At 61.9% G+C, this 17138-nt stretch carries 14 protein-coding genes; 13 read left to right on the top strand and 1 reads right to left on the bottom strand.

The features are described 5' to 3' along the window. Nucleotide 1 precedes the first annotated feature (1 nt). From ACEN9A_RS16900 to ACEN9A_RS16850, 11 genes are all read left to right on the top strand, one after another. Entirely contained in the window at nt 2–880 is an 879-nt protein-coding gene (locus ACEN9A_RS16900; protein ID WP_258668752.1) for a substrate-binding periplasmic protein, read from the top strand. Then, nucleotides 877–1626 carry a quinoprotein dehydrogenase-associated SoxYZ-like carrier gene (locus ACEN9A_RS16895; RefSeq protein WP_258668751.1) on the top strand — a complete coding sequence of 250 codons (750 nt, stop codon included), beginning with the start codon at nt 877–879 and terminating at the stop codon, nt 1624–1626. The genes ACEN9A_RS16900 and ACEN9A_RS16895 overlap by 4 nt, the downstream gene beginning before the upstream one ends. A 15-nt stretch (nt 1627–1641) precedes the next feature. Further along, nucleotides 1642–2580 (top strand): quinoprotein relay system zinc metallohydrolase 1, encoded by a 939-nt coding sequence (locus tag ACEN9A_RS16890; RefSeq protein ID WP_258668750.1) that lies wholly within the window; start codon nt 1642–1644, stop codon nt 2578–2580. A 352-nt stretch (nt 2581–2932) separates the two neighbouring features. Further along, the gene (locus ACEN9A_RS16885) at nt 2933–4708 is read left to right on the top strand and encodes a PQQ-dependent methanol/ethanol family dehydrogenase (protein WP_258668749.1); all 1776 of its coding nucleotides are present in this window, start codon (nt 2933–2935) and stop codon (nt 4706–4708) included. A gap of 302 nt (nt 4709–5010) precedes the next feature. Further along, entirely contained in the window at nt 5011–6531 is a 1521-nt protein-coding gene (gene exaC, locus ACEN9A_RS16880) for an acetaldehyde dehydrogenase ExaC (RefSeq protein WP_258668748.1), read from the top strand. 267 nt (nt 6532–6798) lie between these two features. Beyond that, complete coding sequence (gene pqqA / locus ACEN9A_RS16875) at nt 6799–6870, top strand: pyrroloquinoline quinone precursor peptide PqqA (RefSeq protein WP_081499480.1); 72 nt, start codon at nt 6799–6801, stop codon at nt 6868–6870. 53 nt (nt 6871–6923) lie between these two features. After that, the gene (pqqB, locus tag ACEN9A_RS16870; protein ID WP_258668747.1) at nt 6924–7838 is read left to right on the top strand and encodes a pyrroloquinoline quinone biosynthesis protein PqqB; all 915 of its coding nucleotides are present in this window, start codon (nt 6924–6926) and stop codon (nt 7836–7838) included. Nucleotides 7839–7886: 48 nt separating this feature from the next. Continuing rightward, nucleotides 7887–8639 (top strand): pyrroloquinoline-quinone synthase PqqC, encoded by a 753-nt coding sequence (gene pqqC / locus ACEN9A_RS16865; protein WP_018929700.1) that lies wholly within the window; start codon nt 7887–7889, stop codon nt 8637–8639. Next, nucleotides 8636–9769 carry a pyrroloquinoline quinone biosynthesis protein PqqE gene (pqqE, locus tag ACEN9A_RS16860; protein WP_258668745.1) on the top strand — a complete coding sequence of 378 codons (1134 nt, stop codon included), beginning with the start codon at nt 8636–8638 and terminating at the stop codon, nt 9767–9769. Before pqqC ends, pqqE begins: the two co-directional genes overlap by 4 nt. Nucleotides 9770–9885: 116 nt before the next feature. Further along, nucleotides 9886–11049: an alcohol dehydrogenase-like regulatory protein ErcA gene (ercA, locus tag ACEN9A_RS16855; RefSeq protein WP_018929698.1), complete on the top strand. Its 1164-nt coding sequence runs from the start codon at nt 9886–9888 to the stop codon at nt 11047–11049. After that, nucleotides 11033–12760, top strand: a complete 1728-nt coding sequence (locus ACEN9A_RS16850; RefSeq protein ID WP_258668743.1) for a hybrid sensor histidine kinase/response regulator — start codon at nt 11033–11035, stop codon at nt 12758–12760. The genes ercA and ACEN9A_RS16850 overlap by 17 nt, the downstream gene beginning before the upstream one ends. A gap of 137 nt (nt 12761–12897) precedes the next feature. On the opposite strand, the gene ACEN9A_RS16845 is transcribed toward ACEN9A_RS16850, so the two are convergent. Beyond that, nucleotides 12898–13848 (bottom strand): polysaccharide deacetylase family protein, encoded by a 951-nt coding sequence (locus ACEN9A_RS16845; RefSeq protein ID WP_258668741.1) that lies wholly within the window; start codon nt 13846–13848, stop codon nt 12898–12900. Between the two features lie 332 nt (nt 13849–14180). Between ACEN9A_RS16845 and ACEN9A_RS16840 the strand changes: the two genes are divergently transcribed. Together ACEN9A_RS16840 and ACEN9A_RS16835 are read left to right on the top strand one after the other, a co-directional pair. Then, complete coding sequence (locus tag ACEN9A_RS16840; RefSeq protein WP_258668739.1) at nt 14181–15845, top strand: MFS transporter; 1665 nt, start codon at nt 14181–14183, stop codon at nt 15843–15845. Then, on the top strand, nt 15842–16990 hold the full coding sequence (locus tag ACEN9A_RS16835; protein WP_019579387.1) for an HlyD family secretion protein: 1149 nt from the start codon (nt 15842–15844) through the stop codon (nt 16988–16990). Before ACEN9A_RS16840 ends, ACEN9A_RS16835 begins: the two co-directional genes overlap by 4 nt. Nucleotides 16991–17138 lie beyond the last annotated feature (148 nt).

Here is a 17138-nt window from a genome sequence, read left to right as displayed (position 1 = left end):
CATGCGCCTGCTCGCGGTGTTGATCAGCGCTGTGTGGTTGTGCTGCCAGGCAGCGCAGGCACAGGTCCGAACCTATGACGAAATGATCGCCGCCGCCGAGCTGAAAGTCGCGGTCTACAAGGACTTCGCGCCCTACAGTTTCGAGGACGCCGGCCAGCCTCGCGGAGTCGATGTCGAACTCGCCCAGGCCTTGGCCAAGGCCATGGGGGTAAACCTGAAACTGATCTGGGCACCCGCCGGGGAGAAGCTCGACGACGACCTACGCGATTACATCTGGCGGGCCAGTCAGCTGCACAACCAGCAACTGGCCGACCTGATGATGCGCGTGCCCTACGACCGCGATTACTCACAGAAACGCAATGAGCTGGGCGAACTGGAGAACGGCCATGTGGTGATGTTCGGGCCGTACCAGACCGAACAATGGCAAGTGGCGTATGACCGTCGCCGACTGGACTCGGTGGCCAGCGTCGCGGTGTTCCAGCAGCACCCGATCGGCGTCGAAGTCGACAGTGTGCCCTCGTTTTACCTGACCTCGGTGTTCAACGGCATGCTAGCCGCCAAGACCCACCATTACCCCGGCGTGCCCCAGGCGTTTGCCGCGATGAAGGCCGGTGAAGTCGACGCGGTGATGGCGATGCGCGGCGAGATCGACTGGCAGGTTCATCAGGCCGCCGACCCGCAAGTGGCGCTGGCGGAAAACGCCTATCCGAACATGGGCAAGCAACGCTGGGAGATCGGCATGGCGGTGCATGAAAGCAACCGGCAACTGGCCTATGCCGTGGAAGAGGCGCTGGAAACGTTGATTCGCGAGGGCACGGTCAAAAGCATTTATGCCCGTTACGGCCTGCGCTATGACGTGCCCGAGATGTATCAACAATGAACTGGCGCGCGCGTTGGCTGTTGGCCTGTTGGTTGCCCTTGGCCGCGCAGGCGATTGAGGTCGATCCGGTGCCGTCGGTGATGTGGGCGTTCTATCACAAGCAGATGCTTGGCGACGCACCGTTCGTGTTCGACGAGCGGGTCAAGCTGCTGGCACCGCCGTTCGCCGAAGACGCCCGGCAAGTGCCGTTGGAAATCGACGCTCGGGCGTTCAAGGGCGAAGTGGTGCGAATCCTTGCCTGGGCCGAACTCAACCCGCTGCCGAAAATCGTCGACTTCGAGCCTTTGACCGGTGTGCTGCCCTGGCTGTCGATCCGCATCCGCGTTGAACAGGCCACGCCATTGCGCGCGGCGGTGTTGACCCGCGACGGGCTGTGGCATGTCGGTTCGACCCTGATCGACGCGGCCGGCGGCGGTTGCACGGCGCCGAGCGTGGTGCGCACCCAGCCGGGCTGGGAAGAACACATCGGCGAAGTGCTCGGCGGTCGTTATCCCCGTGGCGAATTCAGCCGCGTGCGTTTGCAGGTGGCGCATCCGATGGACAACGGCATGGTCAGCGGCATCCCGGAATTTTTCCTCAACCAGGCCGAGCTGCGGGACTCAGACAACCGGGTACTGGCGCGTCTGGAGCTGTTCCCGGCGGTCAGCGAGAACCCCAACCTGGCTTTCGACATCGAAGGTGCGGGGCGGACGCGCCTGATATTGCGCGACAACAGCGGCAATCAATTCGATGCGGCCATACCCTGACCCAAGGAGCGTGTGATGCGCTGGATGCTGTTGTTGTTCATCTGTGTGAGCCTGCCGACCCTGGCCGATCCCGATTACGCACTCAAGCCTCGACAGATTGCCGAAGACACTTGGCTGCTGGAGGGCAGCACCGATAACTTCGCCAAGAACAACGGCGGCAACATCGTCAACACCGCGTTCATCGTCACCGGGCAAGGGGTGGTGGTGATCGACACCGGGCCATCGAAGCGCTATGGCGAAGCCCTGCGCCAAGCGATTGCCGCAACCACCGATAAGCCGGTGATCCAGGTGTTGCTGACCCATCACCATCCCGACCATGTGCTGGGCAGTCAGGCCTTCACCGACGTGCCGATCGGCGCACTGGCCGGCACCACCGAGCTGTTGCATCAACAGGGTGATGCGATGGCCGAGAACATGTATCGGCTGGTGGGTGACTGGATGCGCGGCACCGAAGTGGTGTTGCCGACGCAGACGCTGACGCCTGGCGTGCAAAGTTTTGGGAACCACGATCTGCGGCTGCTGAGTCTGGGTGGGCACACCGGCGCGGATCTGGCTATTCTCGACCAGAAAACCGGCGTGCTGTTTGCCGGGGATCTGGTGTTTTATCAACGGGCCCTGACCACGCCGAACAGCCCGGGGTTGTCGGTGTGGCTGGCGGATATCGCCACGCTTCAGGGCCTGCCGTGGACGCTGATCGTCCCCGGTCATGGCCCCGTGGCAACGGACAGCAAACCGTTCGAGCAGATGCGCGATTACCTCTCCTGGCTTGATCAACTCATGCGCGACGGTGCGGCGAACGGCAGCGACATGGCCGAGATGATCCGCAGCCCCATTCCTGAACGTTTCGCCGGGATCAGCCTGAGCCGCTATGAGCTGATCCGTAGCGTCAGCCATTTGTACCCGCGCTATGAGCGCGCGCTGATGACGCGGGTGGATTCCGGCAAGGATCAGTAATCCATTTCAGATGCGACGCATCTTTTGTAGCAGCTGGCGGAGCCTGCGTTCGGCTGCGTAGCAGTCGTGAATCCGGCCGACACGTTCTGCCTGATGTACTGCAAGCTTCGGTTTTACGACTGCTGCGCAGCCGAACGCAGCCTCGCGGGCTCGGCAGCTGCTACAGCCGAACGCAGGCTCCGCCAGCTGCTACAAATGGTGAGCCTTCGTTGGTTGGCATCATCCGACCCGCTACCAAGGAACTAGAAATCTCCGCATTGCGGGCAATTGTTGCAAGGGCGGCGGCGCCCAAGAATCTGCACCAGACCGGGAAAATTTCCCGGGTATAACAAAAACCGCAGAGGTAGCCGTCATGACCCAACCCGCACGTCGCCAACCCTTCGTCTTGAGCGTGCTGCTCAGTGCCATGCTGTTGTCCGGCCAGGCAATGGCCGCAGTCTCCGATCAAGACATCCTCCAGGATCCGAAGAATCCGGAACAGGTCGTCACCAATGGCCTGGGCGTCCAGGGTCAGCGCTACAGCCCGCTGGATACGCTCAACGTCGACAACGTGAAGGAGCTGCGTCCAGTCTGGGCGTTCTCCTTCGGCGGTGAAAAACAGCGCGGTCAGCAAGCGCAGCCGATGATCAAGGACGGCGTGATGTACATGACCGGCTCCTACTCACGGGTGTTCGCGGTGGATGCGCGCACCGGGCGCAAGCTTTGGCAATACGATGCGCGCCTGCCGGATGACATCCGTCCGTGCTGTGACGTGATCAACCGTGGCGTGGCGCTGTATGGCGACCTGGTGATCTTCGGCACCCTCGACGCCAAGCTCGTGGCCCTGAATAAAGACACCGGTAAAGTGGTGTGGAGCAAGAAAGTCGCCGACCACAAGGAAGGCTATTCCATCAGCGCCGCGCCATTGGTCATCAACGGCAAACTAATCACAGGCGTGGCCGGCGGCGAGTTCGGGGTGGTGGGCAAGATCGAAGCCTACGACCCTAAAAACGGCGATCTGCTGTGGACCCGGCCAACGGTCGAAGGCCACATGGGTTACGTCTACAAAGACGGCAAGGCCGTAGAGAACGGTATCTCCGGCGGCGAAGCGGGCAAGACCTGGCCGGGCGATCTGTGGAAAACCGGCGGCGCGGCGCCGTGGCTGGGCGGCTACTACGACCCGGAAACCAATCTGCTGCTGTTCGGCACCGGCAACCCGGCACCGTGGAACTCGCACCTGCGTCCGGGCGACAACCTTTACTCGTCCTCGCGCCTGGCGCTGAACCCGGACGACGGCACGATCAAATGGCACTTCCAGAGCACCCCTCACGACGGCTGGGACTATGACGGCGTGAACGAACTGGTGTCGTTCAACTACAACGAAGGCGGCAAGGAAATCAAAGCCGCAGCCACCGCGGACCGTAACGGTTTCTTCTACGTGCTGGATCGCACCAACGGCAAATTCATCCGCGGCTTCCCGTTCGTGGACAAGATCACCTGGGCCAGTGGCCTGGATAAAAACGGCCGGCCGATCTACAACGAGGCCAGCCGTCCGGGGGCGCCGGGTTCCGAGGCCAAAGGCAGTTCGGTGTTTGTAGCGCCAGCGTTCCTCGGCGCGAAAAACTGGATGCCGATGGCCTACAACCGCGACACCGGCCTGTTCTATGTGCCGTCCAACGAGTGGGGCATGGACATCTGGAACGAAGGCATCGCCTACAAAAAAGGCGCGGCGTTCCTCGGCGCCGGTTTCACCATCAAACCATTGAACGAAGATTACATCGGCGTGCTGCGCGCCATCGACCCGAAAACCGGCAAGGAAGTCTGGCGCCACAAGAACTTCGCGCCGCTGTGGGGCGGGGTACTGACCACCAAGGGCAACCTGGTATTCACCGGTACGCCTGAAGGCTTCCTGCAGGCGTTCAATGCCAAGACCGGCGAGAAAGTCTGGGAATTCCAGACCGGCTCCGGTGTGCTCGGCTCGCCCATCACCTGGGAAATGGACGGCGAACAATACGTTTCGGTGCTCTCCGGCTGGGGCGGCGCGGTACCGCTGTGGGGCGGCGAAGTGGCCAAGCGCGTCAAGGACTTCAACCAGGGCGGGATGCTGTGGACCTTCAAGCTGCCGAAGGACCTGGTTGCCAAGCACTAACCCTGGCAACCACAACCTGAGTGGCGATGAATGAACTGTGGCGAGAGAGCTTGCTCCCGCTGGGCTGCGAAGCAGCCCCCAACGTTCCCGGCCCCAACCGAGTCGTTTGGATTTACGACTGCTTCGCAGCCGAACGGGAGCAAGCTCCCTCGCCACAAAAGCCTGCTGACACAGCGGCGCCTTCTACTACCAAATAACGAGAGTCCCCCTGCCAACGGCGCATTCGTCTGGCAGGCGGGGCTCTCTACTATCGGTTCATCGCCTGTTGGCCTGACAGGCATCGACCCAGACAGAGGCCCATCATGATCTACGCACAACCTGGAACACCCGGCGCCATCGTTTCCTTCAAACCACGCTACGGCAACTTCATCGGCGGCGAGTTCGTCGCCCCGGTCAATGGCGAGTACTTCACCAATACCTCACCGGTCACCGGTGAAGTGATTGCCGAGTTCCCGCGCTCCAGCGCCGCCGACATCGAAAAGGCCCTCGACGCCGCCCATGCCGCCGCTGATGCCTGGGGCAAAACCTCGGCGCAGGACCGCTCGCTGGTGCTGCTGAAAATAGCTGACCGCATCGAACAGAACCTGGAAATCCTCGCCGTCACCGAAACCTGGGACAACGGCAAGGCCGTGCGCGAAACCCTCAACGCCGACGTGCCGCTGGCCGCCGACCACTTCCGTTACTTCGCCGGTTGCATCCGCGCTCAAGAGGGCGGTGCCGCTGAAATCAACGAACTGACCACTGCCTATCATTTCCACGAACCGCTGGGTGTGGTCGGGCAGATCATTCCGTGGAACTTCCCGCTGCTGATGGCCGCGTGGAAACTCGCCCCGGCTCTGGCGGCCGGCAACTGCATCGTGCTCAAACCGGCGGAACAAACGCCGCTGTCGATCATGGTGTTCGCCGAGCTGATCGCCGACTTGTTGCCAGCCGGTGTGCTGAACATCGTCCAGGGTTTCGGTCGCGAAGCCGGCGAGGCCTTGGCCACCAGCAAGCGCATCGCCAAGATCGCCTTCACCGGTTCCACCCCGGTGGGCGCGCATATCATGCATTGCGCCGCCGAGAACATCATTCCAAGCACCGTTGAACTGGGCGGCAAGTCGCCGAACATCTTCTTCGAAGACATCATGAACGCCGAACCTGCGTTCATCGAAAAAGCCGCCGAAGGCCTGGTGCTGGCGTTCTTCAACCAGGGCGAAGTCTGCACGTGTCCGTCCCGGGCACTGGTGCAGGAATCGATCTACGAACCGTTCATGGCCGAGGTGATGAAGAAGATCGTCAAGATCAAGCGCGGCAACCCGCTGGACACCGAAACCATGGTCGGCGCCCAGGCGTCCGAGCAGCAATACGACAAGATCCTCTCGTACCTGAAAATCGCCCAGGAGGAGGGCGCCGAGCTGCTCACCGGCGGTGCGGCCGAGCGTCTGGAAGGCGACTTGTCCAGCGGCTATTACATCCAGCCGACGCTGCTCAAGGGCCACAACAAAATGCGCGTGTTCCAGGAAGAAATCTTCGGCCCGGTGGTGGGTGTCACCACCTTCAAGGACGAAGCCGAAGCCCTGGCAATCGCCAACGACAGCGAGTTCGGCCTCGGCGCCGGCCTGTGGACCCGCGACATCAACCGCGCCTATCGCATGGGCCGGGCGATCAAGGCCGGGCGCGTCTGGACCAACTGCTACCACCTGTACCCGGCCCACGCCGCGTTCGGTGGCTACAAGAAGTCCGGTGTCGGCCGTGAGAACCACAAGATGATGCTCGACCATTACCAACAGACCAAAAACCTGCTGGTGAGCTACGACATCAATCCGCTGGGGTTCTTCTAACCCCGTAAACACACCACAAACCCTGTGGGAGCGAGCCTTTGTAGCCAGGGGGCTTGCCTGTGCTGAGGGAGCAAGCTCCCTCAGCACAGGCAAGCCCCCTGGCCACATCAGCCCGTTCCCGCATTGGTTCTGTGTGTGCTTGAAGGCCTTGCGACACCCCCTACCAACGCACGCCGCCGCCTCCTTCGAAAGTAGCATTCGGGCAGTTGGCGCCCCGTGCATTAATGACGTTACCGGAATCGTCCGGCACAAGAAGAGGAATGACCCATGTGGCATAAACCCGCGTTTACCGATCTGCGCATTGGCTTCGAAGTGACGATGTATTTCGCCAACCGTTGATTGATCGCCCGGTCAGCCGTCGCGTTGGCCGGGCCTGCTTTCTGGAGCCTGCCATGCACATCCGCGTTCTCGGTTCCGCCGCCGGCGGTGGTTTTCCGCAATGGAACTGCAACTGCCGCCAGTGCGCGGCGATGCGTCACGGCAGCCTGCACGCACAACGCCGCACGCAGTCGTCCATTGCCCTGAGCGACGACGGAGTGGAATGGATACTCTGCAATGCTTCACCAGACATCCGCGCCCAACTCGAAAGCTTCCCGACGCTGCAACCGGCCCGACGCCTGCGTGACACGGCGATTGCCGGCGTGGTCCTGCTGGACAGTCAGATCGACCATTGCACCGGCCTGTTGAGCCTGCGCGAAGGCTGCCCGCATTCGGTCTGGTGTACCGAGCGGGTGCATGAAGACCTGAGCAGCGGCTTCCCGTTGTTCACCATGCTCAAGCACTGGAACGGTGGTTTGCAGTGGCAACCGATCGAACTGGACCGTGAGCCGTTCAGCATCGCAGCCTGCCAACACCTGCAGTTTCGCGCCATTCCATTGGTCAGCAACGCGCCGCCGTATTCCCCCAATCGTGGCAACCCGCAGCCGGGGGACACCATCGGCCTGTTCATCGAAGACCTGCGCAACGGTGCATCGGTGTTCTATGCGCCGGGTCTGGGGCAGGTCGATGCCGAGGTATTGAGCTGGATGCAGCGCGCCGATTGCCTGCTGCTGGACGGCACGCTGTGGCGCGACGATGAAATGCGCGTATGTGAAGTCGGCCAGAGCCTGGGCCGCGAAATGGGCCACCTGCCGCAAAGCGGCCCCGGTGGGATGCTCGAAGTGCTGGAGGGCTTCAATCGCCAGCGCAAGGTGCTGATCCACATCAACAACACCAACCCGATCCTCGACGAAGACTCGGCCGAGCGGGCGTTGCTGGAGCGACGCGGGATTGAAGTGGCTTATGACGGCATGAGTATTGAGCTGTAGCGGATTGCCTCATCGCAGAACCCAACGGTTATTCCCCGGAGAACCGCAATGACTGACACCCCCATGACCCCCACCGAATTCGAAGCGGCCCTGCGCGCCAAAGGCGCCTATTACCACATTCATCATCCATTCCACCAAGCCATGTACGCCGGGCGCGCCACTCGCGAGCAGATCCAGGGCTGGGTCGCCAATCGCTTCTACTATCAGGTGAATATCCCCCTGAAGGACGCGGCAATCCTCGCCAACTGCCCGGACCGCGACGTGCGCCGGGAATGGCTGCAACGGATTCTCGACCATGACGGCGTCCCCGGCAGCGAAGGCGGTATCGAAGCCTGGTTGCGTCTGGGCGAAGCGGTGGGCCTGGATCGTGAGCAGATTCTGTCTCAGGAACTGGTACTCCCCGGCGTGCGTTTTGCCGTGGACGCCTACGTCAATTTCGCCCGCCGCGCTTGCTGGCAGGAAGCGGCGAGCAGTTCGCTGACCGAACTGTTCGCGCCGCAGATCCATCAGTCTCGGCTCGACGCCTGGCCCAGCCATTACCCATGGATCGACCCGGCCGGTTACGACTATTTCCGTACGCGCCTGAGCCAGGCCCGGCGCGATGTCGAGCATGGTTTGCGCATCACCCTGGCGCATTACGTCACGGTCGAGGGCCAGCAACGCATGCTGGAGATTTTGCAGTTCAAGCTTGATGTGCTGTGGAGCATGCTCGACGCGATGAGCATGGCCTATGAGCTGGACCGCCCGCCGTATCACACCGTCACCGCCGAGCGGGTCTGGCACCGGGGGATCGCCCTGTGAACGCGATCGAGCAGCAACCCGGCCCACCGTTGTGGCTGTTGGCGGAGCTGACCTATCGCTGCCCGCTGCAATGCCCGTATTGCTCCAACCCATTGGATTTCGCCCAACAGGGTGAGGAGTTGAGCACGGAAGAGTGGATCCGGGTATTTCGCGAGGCCAGGGAGATGGGTGCCGCACAACTGGGCTTTTCCGGTGGCGAGCCGCTGGTGCGCCAGGACCTGGCCGAGCTGATCAAGGCCGCGCGGGACATGGGTTACTACACCAACCTGATCACCTCGGGTATCGGCCTGACCGAGCAGAAGGTCCGCGACTTCAAGGTCGCCGGGCTGGACCACATCCAGATCAGCTTTCAGGCCGCCGACGAAGCGGTCAACAACATGCTCGCCGGCTCGCGCAAGGCCTTCGCCCAGAAACTGGCCATGGCCCGAGCGGTAAAAGCCCAGGGCTACCCGATGGTGCTGAACTTCGTCACCCATCGGCACAACATCGACCAGATCGCGCAGATCATCGAGCTGTGCCTGGAGCTGGAGGCGGATTTCGTCGAGTTGGCGACCTGCCAGTTCTATGGCTGGGCCGAACTCAACCGCGTCGGCCTGTTGCCGACCCGCGAACAATTGCAGCGCGCCGAGCGCATCACCAACGAGTATCGCCAGCGGCTTGAGGCCGAGGGCCACCCGTGCAAGCTGATTTTCGTCACCCCGGACTACTACGAAGAACGCCCCAAAACCTGCATGAATGGCTGGGCCAACCTGTTTCTCGACATCACCCCGGACGGCACGGCGTTGCCTTGTCATAGTGCGCGTCAGCTGCCGGTGCAGTTCCCCAATGTGCGCGAGCACAGCGTCGAACACATCTGGAACGACTCCTTTGGCTTCAATCGTTTTCGCGGCGATGACTGGATGAAAGAACCATGCCGCTCCTGCGATGAAAAACATAAGGACCTGGGCGGCTGCCGCTGCCAGGCGTTCATGCTAACGGGGGACGCGAGCAACGCCGACCCGGTGTGCAGCAAGTCGCCGCACCATAACGTTATTCTCAAGGCCCGGGACGAAGCCGAAGCACCGGGGCAGGGCATGGAACACCTGACGTTGCGCAATGAAAAAGCTTCGCGGCTGATCTATCGCGGATAAATTGCGAACGCGAAGCCCCCACCCCAGGCAGTTGCTACCCATTGGTCTGATTGCATTCGCAGCCGGATGCTTTAGTGTTGGCTTTACCTTTCAAAACAATAAAAACAGGCTTTCCAATGAGCCAGAATCTCAGTCAACTGCGTAAATTCGTTTCGCCTGAAATCATCTTCGGTGCCGGCTGTCGGCATAACGTCGGCAACTACGCCAAGACCTTCGGCGCCCGCAAGGTGCTGGTGGTCAGCGACCCCGGTGTGATCGCCGCCGGTTGGGTCGCGGATGTCGAGGCCAGCCTGCAAGCCCAGGGCATCGATTACTTTGTGTACAGCGACGTTTCGCCCAACCCGCGGATCGAAGAAGTGATGCTCGGTGCCGAGTTGTACCGGGAGAATCACTGCGATGTGATCGTCGCGGTCGGCGGCGGCAGCCCGATGGATTGCGGCAAGGGCATCGGCATCGTCGTCGCCCACGGGCGCAACATTCTTGAATTCGAGGGCGTGGACACCCTGCGCATGCCCAGCCCGCCGCTGATCCTGATCCCGACCACCGCCGGCACGTCGGCCGATGTGTCGCAGTTCGTGATCATCTCCAATCAGCAAGAACGCATGAAATTCTCCATCGTCAGCAAGGCTGCGGTGCCGGACGTGTCGCTGATTGATCCGGAAACCACCCTGAGCATGGACCCGTTCCTGTCGGCCTGTACCGGCATCGACGCGTTGGTCCACGCCATCGAGGCTTTCGTTTCCACCGGCCACGGGCCGCTCACCGATCCCCATGCGCTGGAAGCGATGCGGCTGATCAACGGCAATCTGGTGCAGATGATCGCCAACCCGAACGACATCGCCCTGCGGGAAAAGATCATGCTCGGCAGCATGCAGGCCGGGCTGGCGTTCTCCAACGCGATTCTTGGCGCGGTGCACGCCATGTCCCATAGCCTCGGTGGATTCCTCGATCTGCCTCACGGCTTGTGCAACGCGGTGCTGGTGGAGCACGTGGTGGCCTTCAACTACAGCTCGGCGCCGGAGCGCTTCAAGGTGATTGCCGAGACCTTCGGCATCGATTGTCGCGGCCTGAACCACCGGCAGATCTGCGGGCGTCTGGTCGACCACTTGATCGCCCTCAAACACGCCATCGGCTTCCACGAAACCCTGGGCCTGCACGGGGTGAGTACGTCGGACATTCCGTTCCTGTCGCAACATGCCATGGATGACCCCTGCATCCTTACCAACCCGCGCGAGTCCAGTCAGCGCGACGTCGAGGTCGTCTATGGCGAAGCCCTCTGACGAACAGCAACGGGCGCTGACCGGGTTACTCGGGCTGGGCAATCACTCTGCGCGCAAGAGTCATTACCCGGAACTGGCCGCGCGCCTGGATGAACTGGAGGCCGAGCGCAATCGCTACAAGTGGCTGTTCGAAAACGCCGTGCACGGAATTTTCCAGGCCAGCCTGCAGGAAGGCATGCGCGCCGCCAACCCGGCGCTGGCGCGGATGCTTGGCTATCAGGACCCGCAGGAGGTGCTGTTTTCCCTGACGGACCTGGCGGTCACGCTGTTCGTCGGCGGCGCGCAAGAGCTGGAAGGCATCGGCGAAGCCCTCCAGCGTGAGCGCAGCCTGCTGGGCTATGAAACCCAGCTGCGGCGCAAGGACGGCACTGTCCTCGACGTGTTGATGAACCTGCTGCTCAAACCGGATCAGGAAGGCCTGGTGGAGGGGTTCGTCGCCGACATCACCGAACGAAAGCAGGCCCAGGAGCGCTTGCAACAGCTCAATGATCAACTGGAGCAACGGGTCACCGCGCGCACCAATGAGTTGCTGGACGCCAACCGCAATCTGCAACAACAGATCACCGAGCGTAAACAGATCGCCGAAGCCTTGCGCGACGCCCGTGATGCCGCCGAGGCGGCCAATCGCAGCAAGGACAAATACCTCGCCGCCGCCAGCCACGACCTGCTGCAACCGCTCAATGCCGCGCGTTTGTTGATCTCGACCTTGCGCGAACGGCATTTGCCCGACGTCGAACAGGTACTGGTGGAGCGCACCCATCAGGCACTGGAAGGGGCCGAAGACCTGCTCACCGACCTGCTGGATATTTCCCGGCTCGATCAGGCTGCGGTAAAGCCGGACATCGCCCTGTATCGCCTCGATGAATTATTCGCGCCACTGGTTTCGGAGTTTCAGTCGGTGGCCGCGGCGGCCGGGTTGAGCCTGCGGGTGCACATGGGCGATTACGCGATTCATACCGACTTGCGCCTGATGACGCGGATTCTGCGCAACTTCCTCAGCAATGCCTGCCGCTACACCGACGAAGGCTGCATTCTGCTGGGGGCAAGACGCCGGGGCGACGCGCTGCGAATTGAAGTCTGGGACACTGGACGCGGGATCCCGGCGGATCGTCTCGACTCGATTTTCCTTGAATTCAACCAACTGGACGTTGGCCGCGCCGCCGACCGCAAGGGCGTGGGCCTGGGACTGGCGATTGTCGAACGCATCGCCAAGATCCTCGATTACCGGATTCAGGTGCATTCCCGGCCAGGACGCGGTTCGATGTTCAGCATCGAGGTGCCGATTTCCCGTGAGATTCCACTGCCGATCAGCCAGGTCGCGCCGCAGCCGAGCACCGGCAATCCGCTGCCGGGTCGACGCCTGTTGGTGCTGGACAATGAAGTCAGCATCCTTGAAAGCATGAGCGCACTGCTCGGGCAGTGGGGCTGCGAGGTGGTCACCGCCACCGATGAGGCCTCCGCGCTGGCGGCCTTGCAAGGGCAGGCGCCGGAACTGATTCTGGCGGATTACCACCTCGATCACGGGGTGGTGGGCTGTGAAGTGGTCCGGCATTTGCGCGAGCATTTCAGCCGGACGATACCGGCGGTGATCATCACTGCCGACCGCACCGATCAGTGTCGACGCTCGTTGCAGCGACTCGACGCGCCACTGCTGAATAAACCGGTGAAGCCTGGCAAGTTGCGTGCGGTGTTGAGTCAGTTGTTGGCGTAGTGATGGTTGCAAAGATCGCAGCCTGCGGCAGCTCCTACAGGGATTCGCATACTCCCGTGAAATATCGGCGAACACGAATCCCGTAGGAGCTGCCGCAGGTTGCGATCTTTTGATTCTGGCCTCGGCGAAAATTTGGCTCAGTGGTTGTACGCTGCCTCGGTGTTATCGATCAGCGGGTTCTTTTCGGTCAGCACGATCTGGGCAATCTGATCCTTGCGCATGAAGCTGACCTTCGGATGGGACTTGGCGTAACGGATAAAACGCTCCACCGCCTCGACCATCGCCGGGGTGCCACCGATACGATCATGCAGGCTCACCGACATCATCCGCCGCCGGTTGGCGCCTTCGGCGTACAGGCGATCGAATTCCAGCACCAATTGCCGGTAGAACTGTTGCGCCGAGAAGTGCCGGCCTTCGATCAGCACGATGTCATTGTTGCGCAGGGTGTATGGCACTACGGCGAATTTCTTGCCACGGACCAGCGTCACAAACGGCTCATCACGGCTGACGTCGTCGATGTGGTAGGTGAAGTTCAGATCCTGCAGCACTTTCAGGGTATTGGGGCTGCGCCGCAGCCAATTGGCGTTGTAGCCCACGGAGCGCTGGCCGGTGAGTTTCTGCACCGCGTCGACGCCGTCGCCGATGAAGGCCTTCTCTTGTTCGTAGCTCATGTTGTAAGAGTCGGCCCAGCGCATGCCGTGGGCGGCGACTTCATGGCCACGGTCGGCGATCGCCCGCACCAGTTCGGGGTGTTTCAACGCCGCTTCGCCCACCACATGGGACGTGACCTTGATGCCGTTGCGGTCCCACAAGTCGAGCATCCGCCACAGGCCTTCCTTGTAGCCGTAGTCGAACCAGGTCTGTGCCGGCATGTCCGGGTAACCCTTGGGCAATGGAGTGCCGGAGAACGGACTTTCGGCACCGTCAGGCTGGCCGCCGGTTTCGAATTGCATGGAGAACGAAATCACCAGTTGCGAGCCATCCGGCCACGGGCGTTCCTGGGCGAACGCGAGGGATGGCAGCAGCAGGGCGGCGGCCAGCAGATTTTTCAGCAGGCGGGGGGAGCGTTGCCAGCGGGCAGTGGTCATAGGGGGCACCTTTTGAGTTGAACAGTGCCGTGAGGGTGTCATTTGGATTGCCCCGGAAAAATCCGCTGCGGGCGAGAAGACTTTTAAACAGAATTTACGAATCCCGCCGAATACACAGTCCAGTGTGGGAGAAGTCCTGTGGCGAGGGGGCTTGCCCCCGTTGGGGCGCGAAGCGGCCCCTATTTTTTCCTGCATGTCGAGTTGTCTGAATTGCGACTGCTTCGCAGCCGAACGGGGGCAAGCCCCCTCGCCACAGGCTCGTGTTTGCAAGGGTGTGTTCTCCCCGTGATTTTGCGGCAAACTGACAACACTCCTTGAACCAAGGCTACTGAATGAATCACTACACCCCGCGCGACTGGCAGCCCCACGAGCGACCCAGCCTGCCCGGATCGCCATCGACGCCGTTGCACTCCAACCCCAGGCGGCTGGCCTACGCGCTGGTGGGTGTGTTGGTGGCATTGACCGGTGGTCTCGGCAACTCGCTGGTGGTCGCCAACCTGCCTTACCTGCAAGGCGCGTTGGGGGCGACCACCGCCGAGATGGCCTGGCTGCCGGCGGCCTTTGTCATGACCAACGTGTCGATGAACCTGCTGCTGGTGAAGTTTCGTCAGCAGTTTGGCCTGCGGGCTTTCACCGAAGTGTTCCTGATGCTTTACGCGCTGGTGACCTTCGGCCATTTGTTCGTCAACGACCTGAGTTCGGCGATCGCCGTGCGCGCGGCCCACGGCATGGTCGGCGCGGCGCTGAGTTCATTGGGCCTGTATTACATGATCCAGGCTTTCCCGGCGAAATGGCGGATGAAGGCGCTGGTATTGGGCCTCGGCACCTCGCAATTGGCTTTGCCCATGGCGCGGTTGTTTTCCGAAGACCTGCTGCAGATCGCCGAATGGCGCGGGCTGTACCTGTTCGAACTGGGCATGGCGCTGTTGTCCCTGGGCTGCGTGTTTCTGCTGAAACTGCCGCCGGGTGATCGCTTCAAGACCTTCGAAAAACTCGACTTCCTGACTTTCGCCATCCTTGCCAGCGGCGTGGCCTTGCTCTGCGCGGTGCTGTCCCTGGGGCGTATCGACTGGTGGCTGGAAGCGCAGTGGATCGGCGTGGCTTCGGCGGCTTCGATCGTGTTGATCCTCACGGGCCTGGCCATCGAGCACAATCGCAGCAACCCGATGCTGATGACCCGCTGGCTCGGCAGCGGGGCGATGATTCGCCTGGCCCTGGCGGTGATCCTGATCCGCATGGTGACGTCGGAGCAGTCCACCGGCGCGGTGGGGTTCATGCAGGCGCTGAACATGAGCAGTCAGCAGCTGCACAGCCTGTATGTGGTGATGTTGATCGGCAGTATCGCCGGCCTTGCCACCAGCGCCCTGACCATCGACCCCAAGCACCTGATCATGCCGCTGAACATCTCCTTGGCACTGATGGCGGTCGGTTCGGTGATGGACAGTTATTCGAACAACCTGACCCGCCCGGAAAACCTGTATATCAGTCAGTTTCTGCTGGCTTTTGGTGGGACGTTTTTCCTCGGGCCGACCATGGTCTACGGCATGCGTAACGTGCTGTCCAGCCCGCGCAACCTGGTGAGTTTCTCGGTGCTGTTCGGTATCTGCCAGAACCTCGGTGGCCTGATTGGCGCGGCACTGCTGGGGACGTTCCAGATCGCGCGCGAGAAGTTTCATTCCAGCCACATCGTCGAGCAACTGACGTTGCTTGACCCGCGTGTGGCGGCGCGGGTCCAGAGCGGCGGCAATGCGGTCGGCTCAATGATTGCCGACCCGAGCCTGCGCAACCTGCAGGGCATTCGCAGCCTGGCCGCCGCCGCCACCCGCGAGGCTAATGTCCTGGCCTATAACGATGTGTTCATGCTGATTGCCGTGATCGCGGTGCTGACCATGATCTGGATTTCCATTCGCGCCCTGTGGCTGATGAGCACTACCCAAGCCGTTGCCCCGGCGCCTGCCACTCCAACCAAACAATCCAGCGGTGCCACTTCTTCATGACCGAACCGACCACCACGACCACCAACACTATTGCCGCCACCCCCGAAGGCGTGACGCCGCCATCCTCGCCGGGCTCTGAACCGCGCTCGCTGGGGGTGCGGATCATCTCGTCCCTGGGCTTTGCGGCGATTGCTCTCGTCGGTGTACTGATCGTGTTGTACGCCTGGCAACTGCCACCGTTCAGTAGCGCGGTCGAGACCACGGAAAACGCCCTGGTGCGCGGGCAGGTGACGATCATCGGCCCGCAGCTCAGCGGTTACGTGTACGAAGTGCCGGTGCAGGATTTCCAGTTCGTGAAGGCCGGCGATTTGTTGGTGCGCCTCGACGACCGCATCTACAAGCAGCGTCTCGATCAATCCCTGGCGCAACTGGCGGTGCAGAAAGCCGCGCTGGCCAACGTGGTGCAGCAACGCAACAGCGCCGAAGCGACCATCAAATTGCGTCAGGCCGCAGTCGCCGACGCCCAGGCACAGTTGCGCAAAAGTGAAGCGGATTTGCGCCGCAACAAAGAACTGGTCGGTGATGGCTCGGTGTCGAAACGCGAGCTGGACGTGACCCTGGCCGCCAATGCCCAGACCGTTGCCGCCGTGGCGCAAGCCCAGGCCAATCTGGACATCGCCCGCCAGGATCTGCAAACGGTGATCGTTAATCGCGGCTCGCTGGAAGCGGCGGTGGCCAGTGCTGAGGCGGCGGTGCAACTGGCGCGGATCGACCTGTCGAACACCCGCGTGGTGGCGCCGCGCGACGGTCAACTCGGGCAGATTGGCGTGCGCCTCGGCGCCTACGTCAACTCCGGGGCGCAGCTGATGGCGTTGGTGCCGAACCAGTTGTGGGTGATCGCCAACATGAAGGAAACCCAGATGGACAACGTGCGGGTCGGCCAGCCGGTGAGCTTCACCGTCGATGCGCTGAACCACCAGAAATTCCACGGGCGGGTGCAGCGGATTTCACCGGCCACAGGCTCCGAGTTCAGTCTGCTGCAGGCTGACAATGCCACTGGCAACTTCGTCAAGATCGCCCAGCGGGTGCCGGTGCGGATCAGCGTCGATGCCGATCAGGAACAGAGCGAACGGCTGCGGCCGGGGATGTCGGTGGTGGTGAGTATTGATACCGCTGCCGAAGGGGATCCCAGTACCCCTGACTGACGCATACCTCTTGTTGGGGGTGACCTGTGGTGAGGGGGCTTGTCGGAACGCCGCACCGCCCCGTTTGAGTGCGTAGCACTCACAGGATTTTTGGTACAACAGAAACTTTGGGGCTGCTTCGCAACCCAACGGGGGCAAGCCCCCTCGC

It is taken from the genome of Pseudomonas sp. Pseusp18 (genome assembly GCF_059506005.1).
Note: the sequence above shows the minus strand (reverse complement) of the source record. Positions and strands in the feature narration are given on the sequence as shown.

Excerpts from the sequence above, each read along its gene's own strand:
- ACEN9A_RS16900 (WP_258668752.1), top strand. The coding sequence starts at position 2 with ATGCGCCTGCTCGCGGTGTTGATCAGCGCTGTGTGGTTGTGCTGCCAG.
- ercA (WP_018929698.1), top strand. The coding sequence starts at position 9,886 with ATGAGCCAGAATCTCAGTCAACTGCGTAAATTCGTTTCGCCTGAAATC.
- ACEN9A_RS16840 (WP_258668739.1), top strand. The coding sequence starts at position 14,181 with ATGAATCACTACACCCCGCGCGACTGGCAGCCCCACGAGCGACCCAGC.
- ACEN9A_RS16895 (WP_258668751.1), top strand. The coding sequence starts at position 877 with ATGAACTGGCGCGCGCGTTGGCTGTTGGCCTGTTGGTTGCCCTTGGCC.
- ACEN9A_RS16890 (WP_258668750.1), top strand. The coding sequence starts at position 1,642 with ATGCGCTGGATGCTGTTGTTGTTCATCTGTGTGAGCCTGCCGACCCTG.
- ACEN9A_RS16885 (WP_258668749.1), top strand. The coding sequence starts at position 2,933 with ATGACCCAACCCGCACGTCGCCAACCCTTCGTCTTGAGCGTGCTGCTC.
- ACEN9A_RS16835 (WP_019579387.1), top strand. The coding sequence starts at position 15,842 with ATGACCGAACCGACCACCACGACCACCAACACTATTGCCGCCACCCCC.
- ACEN9A_RS16850 (WP_258668743.1), top strand. The coding sequence starts at position 11,033 with ATGGCGAAGCCCTCTGACGAACAGCAACGGGCGCTGACCGGGTTACTC.
- pqqB (WP_258668747.1), top strand. The coding sequence starts at position 6,924 with ATGCACATCCGCGTTCTCGGTTCCGCCGCCGGCGGTGGTTTTCCGCAA.
- exaC (WP_258668748.1), top strand. The coding sequence starts at position 5,011 with ATGATCTACGCACAACCTGGAACACCCGGCGCCATCGTTTCCTTCAAA.
- ACEN9A_RS16845 (WP_258668741.1), bottom strand. The coding sequence starts at position 13,848 with ATGACCACTGCCCGCTGGCAACGCTCCCCCCGCCTGCTGAAAAATCTG.
- pqqC (WP_018929700.1), top strand. The coding sequence starts at position 7,887 with ATGACTGACACCCCCATGACCCCCACCGAATTCGAAGCGGCCCTGCGC.